This is a genomic window from Blastochloris tepida (assembly GCF_003966715.1).
GTDB lineage: Bacteria > Pseudomonadota > Alphaproteobacteria > Rhizobiales > Xanthobacteraceae > Blastochloris > Blastochloris tepida.
Window position 1 is genome coordinate 2556906 of record NZ_AP018907.1, and the last position, 16296, is coordinate 2573201.

General features: G+C 70.5%; 19 protein-coding genes. 6 read left to right on the forward strand and 13 right to left on the reverse strand.

The window, feature by feature from the left end; genetic code table 11:
* Window positions 1-453: 453 nt before the first annotated feature.
* Genes BLTE_RS11645 through lpxK form a run of 6 tightly spaced genes read left to right on the forward strand, consistent with a single transcriptional unit; the run spans window position 454 to window position 5709 of the window.
* The gene (locus tag BLTE_RS11645; protein WP_126400787.1) at window positions 454-1806 is read left to right on the forward strand and encodes a TldD/PmbA family protein; all 1353 of its coding nucleotides are present in this window, start codon (window positions 454-456) and stop codon (window positions 1804-1806) included.
* Window positions 1793-2623 carry a 3'(2'),5'-bisphosphate nucleotidase CysQ gene (locus tag BLTE_RS11650; RefSeq protein ID WP_126400789.1) on the forward strand — a complete coding sequence of 277 codons (831 nt, stop codon included), beginning with the start codon at window positions 1793-1795 and terminating at the stop codon, window positions 2621-2623. The genes BLTE_RS11645 and BLTE_RS11650 overlap by 14 nt, the downstream gene beginning before the upstream one ends.
* Window positions 2620-2721 (forward strand): DUF4170 domain-containing protein, encoded by a 102-nt coding sequence (locus BLTE_RS18580; RefSeq protein WP_145988189.1) that lies wholly within the window; start codon window positions 2620-2622, stop codon window positions 2719-2721. The genes BLTE_RS11650 and BLTE_RS18580 overlap by 4 nt, the downstream gene beginning before the upstream one ends.
* 4 nt (window positions 2722-2725) lie before the next feature.
* Window positions 2726-3418 carry a lysophospholipid acyltransferase family protein gene (locus BLTE_RS11655; protein WP_126400791.1) on the forward strand — a complete coding sequence of 231 codons (693 nt, stop codon included), beginning with the start codon at window positions 2726-2728 and terminating at the stop codon, window positions 3416-3418.
* A 3-nt stretch (window positions 3419-3421) separates the two neighbouring features.
* A complete protein-coding gene (locus BLTE_RS11660; RefSeq protein ID WP_126400793.1) occupies window positions 3422-4720 on the forward strand; it encodes a 3-deoxy-D-manno-octulosonic acid transferase in 1299 nt (432 codons plus the stop codon).
* Window positions 4720-5709, forward strand: coding sequence for a tetraacyldisaccharide 4'-kinase (lpxK, locus tag BLTE_RS11665; RefSeq protein ID WP_126400795.1), 990 nt, complete (start codon window positions 4720-4722; stop codon window positions 5707-5709). The genes BLTE_RS11660 and lpxK overlap by 1 nt, the downstream gene beginning before the upstream one ends.
* 3 nt (window positions 5710-5712) lie before the next feature.
* Here the strand turns inward: lpxK and BLTE_RS11670 are convergent, their stop codons facing one another.
* The 13 genes from BLTE_RS11670 to murA form a co-directional block, all read right to left on the reverse strand.
* Window positions 5713-5937 carry a DUF2093 domain-containing protein gene (locus BLTE_RS11670; RefSeq protein WP_126400797.1) on the reverse strand — a complete coding sequence of 75 codons (225 nt, stop codon included), beginning with the start codon at window positions 5935-5937 and terminating at the stop codon, window positions 5713-5715.
* 268 nt (window positions 5938-6205) lie between these two features.
* On the reverse strand, window positions 6206-7702 hold the full coding sequence (gene xseA / locus BLTE_RS11675) for an exodeoxyribonuclease VII large subunit (RefSeq protein ID WP_126400799.1): 1497 nt from the start codon (window positions 7700-7702) through the stop codon (window positions 6206-6208).
* 63 nt (window positions 7703-7765) lie between these two features.
* On the reverse strand, window positions 7766-8281 hold the full coding sequence (locus tag BLTE_RS11680) for a GNAT family N-acetyltransferase (RefSeq protein WP_126400801.1): 516 nt from the start codon (window positions 8279-8281) through the stop codon (window positions 7766-7768).
* Window positions 8278-8616 (reverse strand): type II toxin-antitoxin system TacA family antitoxin, encoded by a 339-nt coding sequence (locus BLTE_RS11685; RefSeq protein ID WP_126400803.1) that lies wholly within the window; start codon window positions 8614-8616, stop codon window positions 8278-8280. The genes BLTE_RS11680 and BLTE_RS11685 overlap by 4 nt, the downstream gene beginning before the upstream one ends.
* Window positions 8617-8666: 50 nt before the next feature.
* Window positions 8667-8888 (reverse strand): DNA gyrase inhibitor YacG, encoded by a 222-nt coding sequence (gene yacG, locus BLTE_RS11690; protein WP_126400805.1) that lies wholly within the window; start codon window positions 8886-8888, stop codon window positions 8667-8669.
* A gap of 12 nt (window positions 8889-8900) precedes the next feature.
* Window positions 8901-9857: an IS481 family transposase gene (locus tag BLTE_RS11695; RefSeq protein WP_126400165.1), complete on the reverse strand. Its 957-nt coding sequence runs from the start codon at window positions 9855-9857 to the stop codon at window positions 8901-8903.
* A 186-nt stretch (window positions 9858-10043) separates the two neighbouring features.
* A complete protein-coding gene (locus BLTE_RS11700) occupies window positions 10044-10679 on the reverse strand; it encodes a Maf-like protein (protein WP_126400807.1) in 636 nt (211 codons plus the stop codon).
* Between the two features lie 199 nt (window positions 10680-10878).
* Complete coding sequence (locus tag BLTE_RS11705; protein WP_126400809.1) at window positions 10879-11160, reverse strand: hypothetical protein; 282 nt, start codon at window positions 11158-11160, stop codon at window positions 10879-10881.
* A gap of 75 nt (window positions 11161-11235) precedes the next feature.
* Window positions 11236-11676: an arsenate-mycothiol transferase ArsC gene (locus BLTE_RS11710; protein ID WP_126402171.1), complete on the reverse strand. Its 441-nt coding sequence runs from the start codon at window positions 11674-11676 to the stop codon at window positions 11236-11238.
* A 55-nt stretch (window positions 11677-11731) separates the two neighbouring features.
* The gene (locus tag BLTE_RS11715) at window positions 11732-12220 is read right to left on the reverse strand and encodes a UPF0262 family protein (protein ID WP_126400811.1); all 489 of its coding nucleotides are present in this window, start codon (window positions 12218-12220) and stop codon (window positions 11732-11734) included.
* A complete protein-coding gene (gene hisD, locus BLTE_RS11720) occupies window positions 12217-13518 on the reverse strand; it encodes a histidinol dehydrogenase (RefSeq protein WP_126400813.1) in 1302 nt (433 codons plus the stop codon). The genes BLTE_RS11715 and hisD overlap by 4 nt, the downstream gene beginning before the upstream one ends.
* Window positions 13519-13647: 129 nt before the next feature.
* The gene (locus tag BLTE_RS11725; RefSeq protein ID WP_126400815.1) at window positions 13648-14088 is read right to left on the reverse strand and encodes a DUF2948 family protein; all 441 of its coding nucleotides are present in this window, start codon (window positions 14086-14088) and stop codon (window positions 13648-13650) included.
* 660 nt (window positions 14089-14748) lie between these two features.
* Window positions 14749-16038, reverse strand: a complete 1290-nt coding sequence (murA, locus tag BLTE_RS11730; protein ID WP_126400817.1) for a UDP-N-acetylglucosamine 1-carboxyvinyltransferase — start codon at window positions 16036-16038, stop codon at window positions 14749-14751.
* Window positions 16039-16296: the final 258 nt, after the last annotated feature.

A 16296-nucleotide genomic window follows, 5' to 3' on the forward strand; every position in this document is an offset into this window, starting at 1 on the left:
TTAAGAAGATGGGTTAATCAAACCTAAGCTTTATCCTCTTGATTCTCATGCTTGATGAAAGCTTTCCGGGGCCACGGGCCGCCCGCACACCACCCCGCCGGCCACAACCATCCCGTCATCGCCGGGCTTGCCCCGGCGATCCCGATCGGAACGGCGCGGCGGCGGTGATGGCGGCGCGGCCGGCAGGCGGTGCGGCCGGGGGTCGAGATCGCCGGGACAAGCCCGGCGATGACGACGGGGAGCGCCCGCAAGGCGATGGGCGGCGGCAGGCGATGACGGCGGGGAGAGCCCAAGCGCAATGACGACGACGCCGGCCGGCGGCGCGGCGGTCTGCGCCTCGCGCCAGCGCCTTCGCCACTGACGCAGCGTCATACGGCCGGCGCTGCAGGCGTTTCGCAAAACCGGTATCCCCTTTGGCGGAAAATGCTCTAAACCGGACTCGAAAGGACACCCATGACCGATCTCGTCGACCTGTCGGCGCTGGAAGAGCGCGTCCAGAATCTCCTCACTGCCGCCCGCAAGGCGGGCGCCGATCAGGCCGATGCCGTCGCCATCCGCAGCGTGTCGCTGTCGGTCAATGTGCGCGAGGGCCGGGTCGAGGAAGGCACCCGCTCCGAGAATGACGAGTTCGGCCTGCGGGTGTTCGTCGGCCGGCGGCAGGCGGTCGTCTCCACCAATGACGCGATCCACCTCAATCCCGACCGGCTGGCCGAGCGGGCGGTGGCGATGGCGCGCGCCGCGCCCGAGGATCCGTTCGCCGGCCTCGCCGATCCCGGCCGGCTGGCGCAAAGCGTGCCCGACCTCGATCTGCTCGATCCCGTCCTGCCCGGCGCCACGGCGCTGGAGGCGCTGGCCCGCGCCGCCGAGGAGGCCGCCCTCGCCATGCCCGGCGTCACCAAATCGAGCGGCGCCTCGGCGGCGGCCGGGCTCGGCGGCTTCGTGCTGGCGACATCGGAGGGGTTCCGCGGCGCCTATGTGGAGTCCCAGCACAGCCTGTCGATGACCGCCATTGCCGGCGAGGGCACGGCGATGGAGCAGGACTGGGACTACAGTTCGGCGCGCCATGCCGCCGACCTCGCGGACGCCGCCGCCATCGGCCGCAAGGCCGCCGAGCGGGCGGTGCGCCGGCTCAACCCGAAGAAGATCGCCACCACCCGCGTGCCGGTGATCTTCGATCCGCGCGTCGCCAACAGCCTGGTCGGCCACATCGCCTCGGCGATCAACGGCGCGGCGATCGCCCGCCGCACCAGCTTCCTGCTCGACAAGCTCGGCACAGCGATCCTGCCTCCCGGCACCCGCGTCATCGACGATCCGCTGCGCCCGCGCGGCCTGGGCTCGCGCCCGTTCGACGGCGAGGGCGTGGCCGGGGCGCCGCTGGCGGTGGTCGAGGACGGGGTGCTCGCCTCCTGGCTGCTCGACAGCGCCACCGCCCGCGAGCTCGGCCTCGCCACCACCGGCCATGCCCGGCGCGGAGCCGGCGGCTCGCCCAGCCCCTCGCCCTCCAACCTCTACCTCGCCGCCGGGCACGTGAGCCCGCGCGAGCTGATCGCCGACATCCGCGACGGCTTCTACATCACCGACCTGATCGGCATGGGCGCCAGCATCGTCACCGGCGACTATTCGCGCGGCGCGTCGGGCGTGTGGATCGAGAATGGCGAGCTGACCTATCCGGTGGCGGAGGTGACGATCGCCGGCAACCTCGCCGACATGTTCCGCGCGCTGACGCCGGCCGACGACCTCGAATTCCGCTATTCGACCAATGCGCCGACGCTGCGGGTGGAGGGGCTGACAATTGCCGGCCGCTGACCCCCTCGCCGATCCCGAGGCGGCGCGCGCCGCCCTCATCGAGGCGGTGGCCGAGGCCGGCGACATCGCGCTGCGGTTCTTCCGCGCCGACCCGCGCTCCTGGACCAAGGGCGCCGCCAAGTCGCCGGTGACCGAGGCCGACGTCGCCATCGACGTGTTCCTGCGCCAGCGGCTGATCGCCCGCGCCCCCGCCTATGGCTGGCTATCGGAGGAGACCCAGGATTCCGCCGAGCGGCTGACCCGGCGGCGGCTGTGGATCGTCGATCCGATCGACGGCACCCGCGCCTACATGGCCGGCGGCACCGACTGGACGATCTCGGCGGCGCTGGTGGAGGACGGCCGGGCCATCGCCGCGGCGCTGTTCGCGCCGGTCTCGCGCGAGATGTTCTCCGCCAGCCTCGGCCGCGGCGCCACCCGCAACGGCGTGCCGATTTCGGCCGGCGAGCGCACCGACCCGGCCGGCGCGCGCATGGCCGGCCCCAAGCAGGGCTATCCGGCGGTGACGACGATTTTGGAGAACGCCGGGCAGGTCGAGCGGATACGCTCGCTGGCGCTGCGCATCGCCCGGGTGGCGGAGGGCACGCTCGACGCCGCCTTCGCCGGGGCCGGCGGCAACGACTGGGACCTTGCGGCGGCCGACCTTTTGATGCACGAAGCCGGTGGCCGGCTGACGACGCATGCCGGCGCGGATCTGGTGTTCAACCGTCCGAAGCCCGTGCATGGCGCCCTGGTTGCAGCCGGCGCCGCGTTGCACCCGCCACTGCTCGCCCGTCTCGCCAGCTTCGCCCCCCCTCCCCTCGCCGAGCGCTCCCTATGACGGCAGCCGACCCCGCCCCGATGCGCGATTTCATCGTCCACCTGTTCACCGTCCACCTGCACCGCCTGCTCGATCCCGAGCACCAACCGCGGATCTGATCCCGTGTGGAAGCGTCTTGCCCGCTCGCCGGCATTCCGGCGGGCCGCCGGTGCCTTTCTCGCCGGCTATCTGCGCCTTGTCGCCCGCACCGGCCGGCCGGTGTGGGAGCCGCTCGACATCTACGACCGGCTCGACCCCGATCTGCCGATCATCCTGACCTTCTGGCACGGGCAGCATTTCCTGTCGCCGTTCGTCATGAAGCCGGGGATGAAGGCCAAGGTGCTGGTGTCGCGCCACGCCGACGGCGACATCAACGCCATCGCCGCCGAGCGCTTCGGCGTCGGCACCATTCGCGGCTCGGGCGACCACAAGGGCCGCTTCCACCGCAAGGGCGGGGTCTCGGCCTTCCTGGAGATGGTCGACAGCCTCGCCGAGGGCTACAACATCGCGGTGACCGCCGACGTGCCGAAGGTCTCGCGCAAGGCCGGGCTCGGCGTGGTGATGCTGGCGCGCGCCAGCGGCCGGCCGATCTATCCGCTCGCCATCGAATCGAGCCGCCGCATCGTGCTGCCCTCCTGGGACAAGGCCAGCGTCGACCTGCCGTTCGCGCGGCTGGCCTTCGTGGCCGGCGAGCCCATTCGAATTTCCGCGGATGCTGACGATACGGAACTGGAAGCCTGCCGCCGTCTGCTGCAGGATCGCCTCGAAGCCGCGCACCAGCGCGCGGCCGAGTTGACCGGCCGAGGACCACGCTGACCGATGGGCAGACCTGTCTGGAGTGGGCTCGCGCTGGCCGCCTATCGCGGCCTCGCGGCGGGTGTGCGGCCGTTGGTGCCGCTCTATCTCGACCGCCGGGCGCGCCGCGGCAAGGAAGACGCCAAGCGCCTCGGCGAGCGCTACGGCCGCGCCTCGGCCGACCGGCCACCCGGCCCGCTGATCTGGACGCACGGCGCCAGCGTCGGCGAGACGCTGGCGATCATGCCGCTGCTCGACCGGCTTTGCGGCCGCGGCTTCAACGTCCTGCTCACCTCGGGCACGCTGACCTCGGCGCAGCTCGCCGCGCGCCGGGCGCCGCCGGGCGTCATCCACCAGTTCGCGCCGCTCGACGTGCCGGCCTATGTGGCGCGCTTCCTCGGCCACTGGCAGCCCGATCTGGCGCTGTTCGCCGAATCCGAGCTGTGGCCCAATCTGATCGTGCAGACAACCGGGCGCGGCACGCCGGTGATCCTGGTCAACGGCCGGATGTCGGAGACCTCGTTCCGGCGGTGGTCCAACCTGAAGACGGTGTCGGGCTCGCTGCTGTCGCGCATCGACCTCTGCCTCGCCCAGAGCCGCGAGGCGGCGCGGCGCTACGAGACGCTGGGCACGCCGCGGGTGACCACCACCGGCAATCTCAAGTTCGACACGCCGCCGCCGCCCGCCGACGCCCATGAGGTGGCGGCGCTGGCCCAGCGCGTGGCCGGGCGGCCGGTGGTGCTGGCCGCCTCCACCCATCCCGGCGAGGAGGACGCGATCTACGCCGCCCACCGGGCGCTGCGCGACCATTCGCCGGGGCTGCTCACCATCGTCGTGCCGCGCCATCCCGAGCGCGGCGCCGAGGTGACGGCGCTGGCCGAGCGGGAGGGGCTGGTGGCGCTGCAGCGCTCGCGCGGCCATCTGCCCGACCAGGGCACCGAGGTCTATGTCGCCGACACGATCGGCGAGCTCGGCCTGTTCTACCGGCTGGCGCCGATCGTGTTCATGGGCGGCTCGCTGGTGAAGCGCGGCGGGCAGAACCCGATCGAGCCGGCCAAGCTCGAATGCGCTGTGGTGCACGGCCCGCACGTGTTCAATTTCGCCGAGGTCTACGAGGCGCTCGATCAGGCGCGCGGGGCGATGGCGGTCGCCGATGTCGGCGCGCTCGCCCGCGCCCTTGCGCTGCTGCTCACCAGCCCCGACACGGTGAGGCGCATCGCGCTCGACGGCCGGGCCACGGTCGAGCAGTTCACCGGCGCGCTCGAACGCACACTGGCGGCGATCGACCCCTATCTGATCCAGCTTCGCCTCGGCCGCACCTGATGCACGCCCCGGCCTTCTGGTGGCGCGATCCGGGCGCGGCTGCGGCCCTGCTGCGGCCGGCGGCGGCGCTCTATGGCGCCATCGCCGCCTCCCGGCTCGGGGGCCAAGGCGCCCGCGCGGCGCGGCCGGTGATCTGCGTCGGCAACCCGACGCTGGGCGGCGCCGGCAAGACGCCGACGGCGATCGCGCTTTCCGGCCTGCTGGCCGGGATGGGCGAGGAGCCGGTGTTCCTGTCCCGCGGCTATGGCGGCAGGCTTCAAGGGCCGCACGTGGTCGATGCCGGGCGCGACACCTCGGCCGAGGTCGGCGACGAGCCGCTGCTGCTCGCCCGTTCGGCCCCCACGGTGGTCGCCCGCGACAGGCCGGCCGGCGCGGCGCTGGCGGCCTCACTCGGCAGCGTGGTGGTGATGGATGACGGGTTCCAGAACCCGTCGCTGTCGAAGGATCTGTCGCTGCTGGTGATCGATGCCGCGGTCGGCCTCGGCAACGGGCTGGTGTTCCCGGCCGGGCCGCTGCGGGCGCCGCTTATGCCGCAGCTTGCGCGCACCGGCGCCCTGGTGCTGATCGGCGCGGGCCGGGCCGGCGATGCGCTCGCGGCACGAGCGGGCCTGCCGGTGCTGCGCGCCCGGCTCGAGCCCGACGCCCGCGCCCTCGACGGGCTGGGCGATCTTCTGGCGTTCGCCGGCATCGGCCGGCCGCAGAAGTTCGCCGACACGCTTCAAAGCCTCGGCCGGCCGGCCAAGCGTTTTGTCGCCTTCCCCGATCACCACCGCTACAGCGCGGCCGACGCGGCGCGCCTGCTCGATCAGGCTGCTGCCGAAAGGCTGGCGCTGGTCACCACCGAGAAGGATCTGGTGCGCTTGCGGGGCGATGCGGCCTTGGCGCGGCTCGCCGACGCCTGCCGGGCGCTGCCGGTGCGCCTGGCGTTCGAGGCGGTCGAGACGGTGCGCGGGCTGCTGGCGGCGGCGCTGCAACGTGCGAAAAGGTAAGCGTCAGCCCGCGCGGTCGGGATGCAGCCGGGTCAGCACCGCGGCCGGGGTGGCGTAGGCCTCCTGCCGGTCGACGCTCCAGTATTTCAGCTCGTCGAGCGGGATCGGCTCGCCGGTGACGGCGCAGCGCACATAGGCGCCCGGGCGGACGACCCGGAAGTCGCCGTCCAGATATCTCACCTCGGCCTCGCCCACCGGATGGGGCGATCTGTCGTAACGGTTGAGCACGGTACCCTCCCGGCTGCGGCGTTTGCCTCATCTTGGCCCATGCGGCCGGCGCATGACCAGACATAATACCAACGGCCCCGAACGCTGACGCGTGGGGCCGTTGACACTCGCGGATTTTCTTTTCGGAAATCAAAGATTTCACGAAAATCCGCGACCGGAACCAAGGTCGGCTGTCGCCGACCTTGGTATAATGCCGCGCGCGGCCGGCGCCAAGCGTCTGTCACCTTACCGTCATACGGTTAGCCGGCCCCGCAGGCCGGAAACCGCGTCACTCGAACAGCGAGCCCTGGTCCGGGCCGCCGCGGCGGCGGGCCGGGCGCGGCGCCACACCGCCCGCCACCACCGGGGTGCGGCCGTCGGCGAACTGGATTTCCAGCCGGTCGCCGGGCTTGACCGCGGCGGCGGCGCGGACGGCGCGGCCCGAGGCATCGCGCACCAGGGCGAAGCCGCGCGCCAGCACCGCGTGATAGGACAGCGCGTCGAGCAGCGCCGCCCGGCCCTCCAGCCGCTCGCGCCGGCCGGCCAGCGCCCGCGCGAAGGCGGGCGCGAGCCGCGCGCCGAGCGCCTCGGCGCGCTGGCGGTCATGGGCGATGCGCTCGCGGGCGGCGCGCATCTGCGTCACCCGGGCCAGGGCCAGCCGCTGCGCCAGCGCGTCGATGCGGCTCGTCTCGCGATCCAGCCGCCAGGATAGCGCCTGCGGCACGAGCCGCCCGGCGACGCGCAGCAGCGCCGCCCGGTGCAGATGGGTGTTGGCGGTGAGCGCCCGCGGCAGGCGGGCTTCGGCCGCATCCAGCCGCTGGCGGGGGCCGGCCAGCAGCACATCGGCCCGCGGCAAAGCGCGGGCGGCGGCGCGCAGCAGGTCGCGCCGGCGCTGGACGAGGCGGACCAAAGCGCCGGTGAGCCGGCCGCCACGATCGGCGACCTGGGCCAGAAGCTCGGCCCGCACCGGCACCGCGATCTCGGCCGCGCCGGTGGGGGTGGGCGCGCGCACGTCGGCGGCGTAGTCGATCAGGGTGGTGTCGGTCTCGTGGCCGACCGCGGCGATCAGCGGAATGTCGCTGCCGGCGGCGGCGCGCACCACGATCTCCTCGTTGAACGACCACAGATCCTCCAGCGAGCCGCCGCCGCGGGCGACGATCAGCAGGTCCGGCCGGGGGATCGGCCCGCCCGGCGGCAAAGCGTTGAAGCCGGCAATCGCGGCGGCGACCTCGGCGGCCGAGGTCTCGCCCTGCACCCTGACCGGCCACACGATCACGCGGCGCGGAAAGCGGTCGGCGAGGCGGTGGAGAATGTCGCGGATCACTGCGCCGGTCGGCGAGGTGATGACGCCGATGACGGCCGGCAGGAACGGCAGAAGCTGCTTGCGGGCGGCATCGAACAGCCCCTCCTTGGCCAGCATGGCCTTGCGCTGCTCCAGCAGCGCCATCAGCGCGCCGGCCCCGGCCGGCTCGATCGACTCGATGACGATCTGGTACTTCGAGGAGCCGGGATAGGTGGTGAGCTTGCCGGTCGCCACCACCTCCAGCCCCTCCTCGGGCTTGAAGCGCAGCCGGCCGTAGGTGCCCTTCCACACCACCGCCTCGATGCGGGCGCCGGCATCCTTGAGCGCGAAATAGGCATGGCCGGACGCATGCACGCCGCGAAAGCCGGTGACCTCGCCGCGCACCCGCACGTAGGGGTAGGCATCCTCCACCGTGCGCTTGAGCGCGGCGGAAAGCTCGGTGACGGAGAATTCGGGCAGATTCGGGCGGGGCGCGTCGGTCATGGGCGGAATTTAGCGTTGGGGATGGGGCGCGGGCCAGCCGGGGAACAGCTTCAACGGCTCGCCTCACCCAAACGCGGCAACCACCGTCTCGATTGGCAGAAACAGGATTCGGCTGTCGGCGGGATATTCGAGGAACTCGGCGCAGGCGAGGTAAAAGCGTTTCGCCCGCTCGTCCTTGGCATGGATCAGCACCGCACCAATGCCGATGCTCTGCGAGGCCACGGCGATGCGGCGCAGCGCATCCATCAACAGGTCGGCACCGATCCGTCGGCCGGCGAAGGTGCGATCAACCGCCAGCCGCCCGATGACCGAGACCGGAATGGTGTCAGGCGCGTTGCGCCGCATCTTGCTTGGCGCCGCCGCCCGCTCCACCGCCCCGGCGGAGATGCAGTAATATCCGACGACGCGCTGGCCATCGCAGACCACGTAGGTGCGAGAAAACCGGCTTTCGTTCTTCAGGGCGCGGTTCTTCAGCCAATCATTCAGCGCCGGCTCGCCGCAGTCGAAGTCGGCGAGCCCGTGGTCCGTAGTCAGGGGAACTGGCGCCGAGAGCTTCATGGGCTGCGGGTCGGAGGTCATGCATCCCAGGATGGTACACGACGCAGCAGAGCGCGCAGTTTCGGCCCCGGTGCCGGGGGATTGTCGAGCGCCGCGACGAAGGCGTCGTAGCGCTGCGGATCGAGCACAAACAGCCGCTGATCCAGCAGCACGTCGACCGCAGCCTTACGGGCACTGTCGATCATGAACTCGGTCCGCGTCTTGCCCAGCGCGGCAGCGGCGTCATCGATGAGCTGGCGGGTCTGAGCCTCGATGCGCAGATTGATGGTGCCCTTGGCATCCGCGCCGGCCGGACGCTCAGCGATGGCGACGGCCGAATCCGGCGTAACGGTAGAGATCGTGCGGCGTTTGATCATACAACTATTATCAGTCGCCGTATCCACACCGTCAATACGCCCGCCAAGCGTCACCCCTCCCCACCCTCCTCCTGCGGCGTCTCGTCGTCCTCGACCACCGGCACGGCATAGGCGCCGGAGAGCCAGCGGTTGAGGTCGATGTCGGCGCAGCGCTTGGAGCAGAACGGCCGCCAGCGCACCTCCGCCGGCTTGCCGCAGATCGGGCAGCGTCTCGGCGCATCAGCCTCGGGCGTTGCGGGTTTCGGCGGGTCGGGCTTGGCGGGGTCGGTCATCGTCGTCGGCCGCTAGATGTGGAGCCTCAACAGGTTGTCCTCGGTCAGACCGAGGCGGCTGATGGGTGTCTTGGCTTGCAAGCTACCATGGGGCCTGTGCCAATTGTAGCGATGCAGCCAGATCGGCAGCTCTGCGGCGCGCTGATCGGAGTGCAGATAAGCTTTGGCGTAGGCCCATTCGCGCAAGCTCGTTTGGACGAAGCGCTCGGCCTTGCCGTTGGTCTTGGGCGTATACGGCTTGGTGCGCAGGTGCTTGATCTCGAGTAGGCGCAGCGCCCTGGCATAGCGGAAGGAGCGGAAGCTGGCGCCGTTGTCGGTCATCACGCGCTGAACCTTGACGCCATGGGCCCTGAAGAAGCGCAGTGCATTGAACAGAAAGCGCAGACAGGACGGGCGCTTTTCGTCGGGCAGGATTTCCGAGTAGGCGACCCGCGAATGATCGTCGATGGCGAGATGCAGGCACTCCCAGCCGACCCCGCGGCTGTTGCTTTGCCCGCTGCGATCGCCGGTGATGCGGTGGCCCACCGTGTTGAACCGGCCGAGCTTTTTGATGTCGATGTGAATGATCTCGCCGGGATGCTGGCGTTCGTAGCGCCGGACCGGTTCGGCCGGCTCCAGGGCGCTGAGCTTGTTCAAGCCGCGCCGCCGCAGGATACGGCTGACGGTGGCCGGCGAGAGGCCGAGCTCGGCCGCGATCTGCTTGCCGGTGCAGCGCTGGCGGCGCAACGCCTCGACCGCAGCGCACGTGGCGGGCGCTGTTTGGCCTGGCGATGAAAGCGGCCTGGAGGAGCGGTCGCGCAAACCATCGACACCCTCGGCGCGGAAGCGCCCGACCCATTTGGCGACCGTCTTCGGCGTGGTGTTGTAGCGACGCGCGGCCTCGGCATTGGTCAGTCCGCCATCCACCACGGCGCCCACCATCACCTCTCGACCTTTCGGGGTCAGGCGAGCATTCTTGTGAGTGTCCATTCGGTCCTCCGCGAATCACTGACGTCTGGCGACATCAGCGTTCCCGGCCAGGGCCGAATGGACAACCTCCTGAAAGCCCACAGCTAGAGCATTCTCCGCAAAACTGGGAACCGGTTTTGCGAAAAGAGAATGCGACAACTCAATAGCTTGGAGCGTCCGCTTGGCTCAACGAGATCGGCGGATGCTCTAAAGCCGCGTGGTCCAGCCGGCATGGACCGGATAGCCCTCGCCGGCCAGCAGGCCCAGCGTCTCATAGAGCGGCAGGCCGACCACGGCGGTGTAGGAGCCCACCAGCTTGACCACGAAGGTGCCGGCCAGCCCCTGCACGGCGTAGCCGCCGGCCTTGCCGCGCCATTCGCCCGAGCCGAGATAGGCCTCGACATCCTCGCGCGACAGCCGCTTGAAGCGCAGCCGCGTCTCGGCCAGCCGGGTGCGCACGTGCCCCGAGGCGCCGGCCAGCGCCACCCCGGTATAGACGCGGTGCGAGCGGCCCGACAGCAGCTTGAGGCAGGCGGCGGCCTCGTCGACCAGCTCCGGCTTGGGCAGGATGCGGCGGCCCACCGCCACCACGGTGTCGGCGGCCAGCACCAGCCCGCCGCGATGCTCGGGATCGCGGGCCAGGATTTCGAGGGCCCTGGCGGCCTTCTCCGCCGCAAGGCGGGTGGCCAGCGTGCGCGGCAGCTCGCCGCGCTTGGGCGTCTCGTCGATCTCGGCGGGCATCAGCCGGTCGGGCACGATGCCGGCCTGATCGAGCAGCGCCAGACGGCGCGGGGAGCCCGAGGCGAGGATCAGGTTCGGGCGGCCGGGTGTGGGCGCACTCATTGCGGGTTCCGGACCCCGCGCCGGGCGCGGGCAAAGGCTGCTTGAGGTGAAGTTTCTACGCTCCGGGCGTCCCCTCCCGCGCCGGAGCGGGTGAGACGGCGGCGAGTCGGCCGACGGCCCCGGCAGGACTTCGCCCACAGCGGCGGGAAATTCAAGCGGTTCTTCGACGGGCGTCGCGGCCGGACGGCCTCCAGCCGCCTCAAGCGCGCTGGGCCGCGGCGGCGGGCGCAGCCTGATCGATGAACTCGACGCCGACCTCGGTCTCGGTGCGCCAGGCCACCTGGCAGCGCTGGATGGAGCCATCGCGCTGATGCAGCAAATGAAACACCGAGGGCACGCCGACCGTGGAGGGCACGCGCAGGCGGGCGCCGCGGGACGTGAGATCGCGGACCACGCAATCGATGGTGATGGACATGTTGCCGAACGCGATGCGCGCGCCGCGCAGCGTGCGTTCCCTGCGTTGCAGCCGACGTTCCGTCATTGTCTCCTCCGCCGGTCGCGGACCGATGATCTATCCGACTGGAGTCGAGGATGATCGATCGGATTTGACGAAAGGTTATGACGATTGTCGAAACTCGGGAATATTCCGGAAATCTGGCTGTTGACCAACAAATCTTGCACGGATTCGGTGTAACAACAGGTCGCGCACCTCACGGTAGGCGGCAAGGCACTGTTCACGGCTGCCCGCCTGCTGGTCCGGCTCGGGCGTCGGCCAGTATTCGATCTCGACCGACAGCGTGCGGGTCATCTCGATGGCGCGGTGGTGGGCCTCCGGCGACAGCGTGATCACCAGATCGAAGTTCAGCCCTTCCAGCTCCTCCAGCTCGTCGAAGGTCTTGGGCTTGTGCCTGGAGGTGTCGATGCCGATCTCGGCCATCACCACGTCGACGAACGGATCGTGCGTGCCCTTCAGGATGCCGGCCGAGGTCACGTACATCAGGCGGCGGAAGACGTGGCGCAGAATCCCCTCCGCCATCGGCGAGCGGATGGAATTCATGCGGCAGGCGAACAGTACCGACTGCGGCAGCTTGCCCCCGGCCCCCGGCACGGCCTCATCCTTTCCAGTGCAGGGCGCAGATCAGCGTAAACAGGCGCCGCGCCGTGTCGAAATCGATCGCGACCTTGTCCTTCAGGCGCTCGGCCAGCAGCTCGGAGCCCTCGTTGTGCAGCGCCCGGCGGCCCATGTCGACCGCCTCGATGTGGCTCGGCGTCTGGGTGCGGATGGCCGTGTAATAGCTGTCGCAGATGAGGAAATAGTCCTTCACCACCCGCCGGAACGGCGTCAGCGACAGCAGGTGCGCCACCACCGGCTGGCCGTCGGCGCGGCGGATGTCGAACACCAGCCGGTTGTCCTGGATCGACAGATGCAGCGCGTAGGGGCCGCCGGAATGGCCGACCGGCGCGAACACATTGTCCTCGAGCAGGTCGTAGATCGCGGTCGCCCGCTCGTGCTCGACGTCCGGGCTGGGGCGGCCGATCGAGTCCTCGTCCAGCGTGACTGCGATCAGCCGCCGGCTGGGATCGCGGGCAGGCCGGGTCATGCGTGGTCCGGATTGAGGCGGATCGCCACCGAGCGCGCGTGGGCGTCGAGCCCTTCGGCGCGGCCGAGCGCGATCGCGGCCGGCCCGAGCGCCCGCAGCGCCTCGGCGTCGCAGCGCAGCAGCGAGGTGCGCTTCATGAAGTCGAGCACGCCGAGCCCGGAGGAGAAGCGGGCCGAGCGCGCAGTCGGCAGCACGTGGTTGGAGCCGGCGACATAGTCGCCCACCGCCTCGGGCGTGTGGTGGCCGAGGAAGATGGCGCCGGCATTGGTGATGCGTGCGGCCAGCGCCTCGGCATCCTCGGTGGCGATCTCCAGGTGTTCGGCGGCGATGCGGTCGGCGAGCGGGATCGCCTCCTCGAAGTCGCGCACCAGGATCAGCGCGCCGTAATCGCGCCAGGACGCGCCGGCCGCCTCGGCCCGCGACAGCGTCTTCAACTGACGTTCCACCGCCGCCGCGACCGCGTCGATCAGCGAGGCGTCGTCGGTGATCAGGATCGACTGGGCGGAGGGGTCGTGCTCGGCCTGGGCCAGCAGGTCGGCGGCGATCCAGTCCGGATTGCCGTGGCGGTCGGCCAGGATCAGCACCTCGGAGGGGCCGGCGATCATGTCGATGCCGACGCGGCCGAACACCAGCCGCTTGGCGGCGGCGACGAACGCATTGCCGGGCCCGACGATCTTGGCGACCGGGCGGATGGTCTCGGTGCCGTAGGCCAGCGCGGCGATCGCCTGGGCGCCGCCGACGCGGTGGACCTCGTCGACGCCGGCGAGCTTCGCCGCCGCCAGCACCAGCGGGTTCAGCACCCCGCCCGGCGCCGGCACGGTGACGACGAGGCGCGGCACCCCGGCCACCTTGGCCGGCACCGCGTTCATCAGCACCGAGGACGGATAGGCGGCGGTGCCGCCCGGCACGTAGAGGCCGGCGGCCTCGACCGGCGTCCAGCGATAGCCGAGCTCGACGCCGAGCGCGTCGCGCCAGCGGTCGTCCTTGGGAAGCTGGCGCTGGTGGTAGGCGGCAATGCGGTCGCGGGCGAGTTCGAGCGCCGTCAGCGTCTCGGCATCGACGGCGCCGAGTGCCGCGTCGATCTCGGCCTGCGGCACGCGGATGCCGAGCGTTTCAAGGTCGATGCGGTCGAAGCGCCGCGAATAGTCGATCAGCGCCGCATCGCCGCGGGCGGCGACATCGGCAATGATGGCGCGCACCACCTGCTCGACATCCTCGGCGGTCTCGCGCTTGGTCGCCAGGAACGCCGCGAACCGCGCGGCGAAGTCGGACTCGGTGGTGGCAAGGCGAACCGGCATGTCGTCCACTTTCTAGAACGCGGGAACTGGATTCCAAGGACCTTTCGCGTCCCGAGGCCCTTCAAACTGTGCGAGGTCTTCGACGTCGCGAGCCGGCGGGGTCCCGCCGGCCTCATGCGGTTTCCGGCCTCAGGCGTCTTCCTCGTGGGCCGGCGTCCGCTTGGCCGCCCAGACGGGGCCGAGATCGGACAGCGCCACCTCGATGCATTCGACATCGAGCCGCACCGCGGCACCGGCGGAGAACACCAGGGTGATGGTGCCGGCGGGCGGCTCGGCCGGCGCGAAGGTGATGGCGAGCAGGTTGAGCACCCGCCCGCTGTCGGCCGGCGAGAAGCCGTGGGTGGCGGCCCGCAGCACGCGGTGGACCTGCAGGCCGGCGCGGCGGCGGCGGGCCTCGGGCCGCAGGCCCTGGGCGGCCAGCCAGTCGAAGCGGTTGACCACCATGGCGAAATGCCGCTCGCGCGGCAGGTAGGCCATGTCGCCCACGGTGACGACGGCATCCTGCAGATGGGCCGAGATCGTCTCGAGATCGTCGGCGTCGAGGGCGGCGAGCTTCAGAAGGTCAACCATGGGAGCAGCCCGGTGTCGAATGCGCTGTCCTAACCCACAATCGCCAAAGGGAAAACCCGGCCTGTCGCGAAAGGGCGCATCGCCGGCCGCCGTCCCGGGCGGCTTGCGGGTGAGCGACTCCCTTCTTCCCTCTCCCCTTGCGGGAGAGGGTGGCGAGACCGAGCAAAGCGAGGTCGAGCCGGGTGAGGGGTGCATTCGGGTGGATGCAGGACGATTCACCCCTCACCCGCCTCGCGATCTGACGATCGCTCGGCACCCTCTCCCGCAAGGGGCTACGGTATTCATGGATCTGATTCTGTGTTGATCTATCAATGGCTTAATGGACAGGCTGCGGATGTCTCATCGAGAACGCGGTGGATCGGCAGTTACCGGGGGCCGCAGGATTGAACTCGTCATGCCCGCGCTTGCAGCCAAGCTTGCGCAGGCTGCATGAATTTGCCTGCGCGGGCATCCACGTCTTGAAAACCTATTTGAAAACAAAGACGTGGATGGCCGGGACAAGCCCGGCCATGACGACGGCGGGCTTGTGCCAGACGCCGCAGGCGCAAATCACGCCGAAAGAGATCGCGTTTCGGCTCGATCTCTCTCGGCCCAGGCGATTCAGATCCGTGAATGCCGTAGCCCGCAAGGGGAGAGGGAAGAAAGGGAGCGCGCCGCCCGTCACCCGCTGATGCGATCGATGTCGGCGCCGCAGCGCGACAGCTTCTGCTCCAGCCGCTCGAAGCCGCGATCGAGGTGATAGACGCGGTGGACGAGGGTCTCGCCCTCGGCGGCGAGCCCGGCGATGACCAGCGACACCGAGGCGCGCAGATCGGTGGCCATCACCGGCGCGCCCTTGAGCTTGGCGACGCCCTCGATGGTGGCGCGCTCGCCGTCGAGCTGGATGCGGGCGCCGAACCGCGCCAGCTCCTGCACGTGCATGAAGCGGTTCTCGAAAATCGTCTCGGTGATCACCGAGGTGCCGTCGGCGCGGGTCATCAGCGCCATCAGCTGGGCCTGCAAATCGGTGGGGAAGCCCGGGAACGGCTGGGTGGTGACCTCCACCGGCAGGATGCCGGCGCCGTTGCGGCGCACCCGCACGCCGTCATTGGCCGGGATGATCTCGGCGCCGGCCTGCCCCAGCACCTCGAACGCCGCCTGCAGCAGCTCGGCGCGGGCGCCCTCCAGCAGCACGTCGCCGCCGGTCATCGCCACCGCCATGGCATAGGTGCCGGTCTCGATGCGGTCCGGCAGCACGGCGTGGCGGGCGCCGGTGAGCCGCGGCACGCCGCGGATGGTGAGGGTCGAGGTGCCGACGCCCTCGATGTGCGCGCCCATCTTGATCAGGCACTGGGCGACGTCGCCGATCTCCGGCTCGCGCGCGGCGTTCCGGATCACCGTCTCGCCCTGGGCGAGGACGGCGGCCATCAGCGCGGTGTGGGTGGCGCCGACCGAGACCTTGGGGAACTCGATCTCGGCGCCCCTGAGCCCGCCCTTGGTCGAGGCCACGACATAGCCCGACTCGATGTCGATCTTGGCGCCCAGCCGCTCCAGCGCGTAGATGTAGAGGTCGACCGGCCGCGTGCCGATGGCGCAGCCGCCCGGCAGCGACACCCGCGCCTCGCCCATGCGGCCGAGCAGCGGCCCGATCACCCAGAACGAGGCGCGCATGCGCGACACCAGATCGTAGGGCGCGGTGGTGTCGACGATGGCGCGGGCCGAAAGCTGCAGCGTCTGAGGCGATTCCTCGCTGCCGCCGGCCCGCCGGCCGGGCACCATGACATCGACGCCGAGATTGCCGAGGATGCGCTGCAGCAGCGCAACGTCGGCGAGCCGCGGCACATTGTCGAGGATCAGGATGTCGTCGGTGAGCAGGCTCGCGATCATCAGCGGCAAAGCGGCGTTCTTGGCCCCGGAAATCGGGATGGTGCCGTTGAGCGGGTGTCCGCCCCTGATGCGAATCCGGTCCAAATCAGTCTCCGATGCGCGCCGAGAGGTAATAAATTGCCAACATGGCCAGCTGCCCCCGTCTAGCGCGCCGGCCCGGGCGAAACAATGGCAAAGCCAGCGGCCGCGTGGGCCGGGGGCGCCCTTACCCTCTCCCCGGCCGGGCTACGGTATTCATGGATCTGATTCTGTGTTGATCTATCAATGACTTAAGGGACAGGCTGCGGATGTCTCATCGAGAACGCGGTGGATCGGCAGTTACCGGGGGCCGCAGGATTGAAC

What these genes read in the sequence shown, in the direction of transcription:
- BLTE_RS11715 (WP_126400811.1), bottom strand. Translation starts at nt 12,220, where the DNA reads ATGACCCGGCCTGCCCGCGATCCCAGCCGGCGGCTGATCGCAGTCACG.
- lpxK (WP_126400795.1), top strand. Translation starts at nt 4,720, where the DNA reads ATGCACGCCCCGGCCTTCTGGTGGCGCGATCCGGGCGCGGCTGCGGCC.
- BLTE_RS11645 (WP_126400787.1), top strand. Translation starts at nt 454, where the DNA reads ATGACCGATCTCGTCGACCTGTCGGCGCTGGAAGAGCGCGTCCAGAAT.
- BLTE_RS11710 (WP_126402171.1), bottom strand. Translation starts at nt 11,676, where the DNA reads ATGAATTCCATCCGCTCGCCGATGGCGGAGGGGATTCTGCGCCACGTC.
- BLTE_RS11725 (WP_126400815.1), bottom strand. Translation starts at nt 14,088, where the DNA reads ATGGTTGACCTTCTGAAGCTCGCCGCCCTCGACGCCGACGATCTCGAG.
- BLTE_RS18580 (WP_145988189.1), top strand. Translation starts at nt 2,620, where the DNA reads ATGACGGCAGCCGACCCCGCCCCGATGCGCGATTTCATCGTCCACCTG.
- BLTE_RS11680 (WP_126400801.1), bottom strand. Translation starts at nt 8,281, where the DNA reads ATGACCTCCGACCCGCAGCCCATGAAGCTCTCGGCGCCAGTTCCCCTG.
- BLTE_RS11705 (WP_126400809.1), bottom strand. Translation starts at nt 11,160, where the DNA reads ATGACGGAACGTCGGCTGCAACGCAGGGAACGCACGCTGCGCGGCGCG.
- BLTE_RS11660 (WP_126400793.1), top strand. Translation starts at nt 3,422, where the DNA reads ATGGGCAGACCTGTCTGGAGTGGGCTCGCGCTGGCCGCCTATCGCGGC.
- hisD (WP_126400813.1), bottom strand. Translation starts at nt 13,518, where the DNA reads ATGCCGGTTCGCCTTGCCACCACCGAGTCCGACTTCGCCGCGCGGTTC.
- BLTE_RS11695 (WP_126400165.1), bottom strand. Translation starts at nt 9,857, where the DNA reads ATGGACACTCACAAGAATGCTCGCCTGACCCCGAAAGGTCGAGAGGTG.
- BLTE_RS11700 (WP_126400807.1), bottom strand. Translation starts at nt 10,679, where the DNA reads ATGAGTGCGCCCACACCCGGCCGCCCGAACCTGATCCTCGCCTCGGGC.
- xseA (WP_126400799.1), bottom strand. Translation starts at nt 7,702, where the DNA reads ATGACCGACGCGCCCCGCCCGAATCTGCCCGAATTCTCCGTCACCGAG.
- yacG (WP_126400805.1), bottom strand. Translation starts at nt 8,888, where the DNA reads ATGACCGACCCCGCCAAGCCCGACCCGCCGAAACCCGCAACGCCCGAG.
- BLTE_RS11685 (WP_126400803.1), bottom strand. Translation starts at nt 8,616, where the DNA reads ATGATCAAACGCCGCACGATCTCTACCGTTACGCCGGATTCGGCCGTC.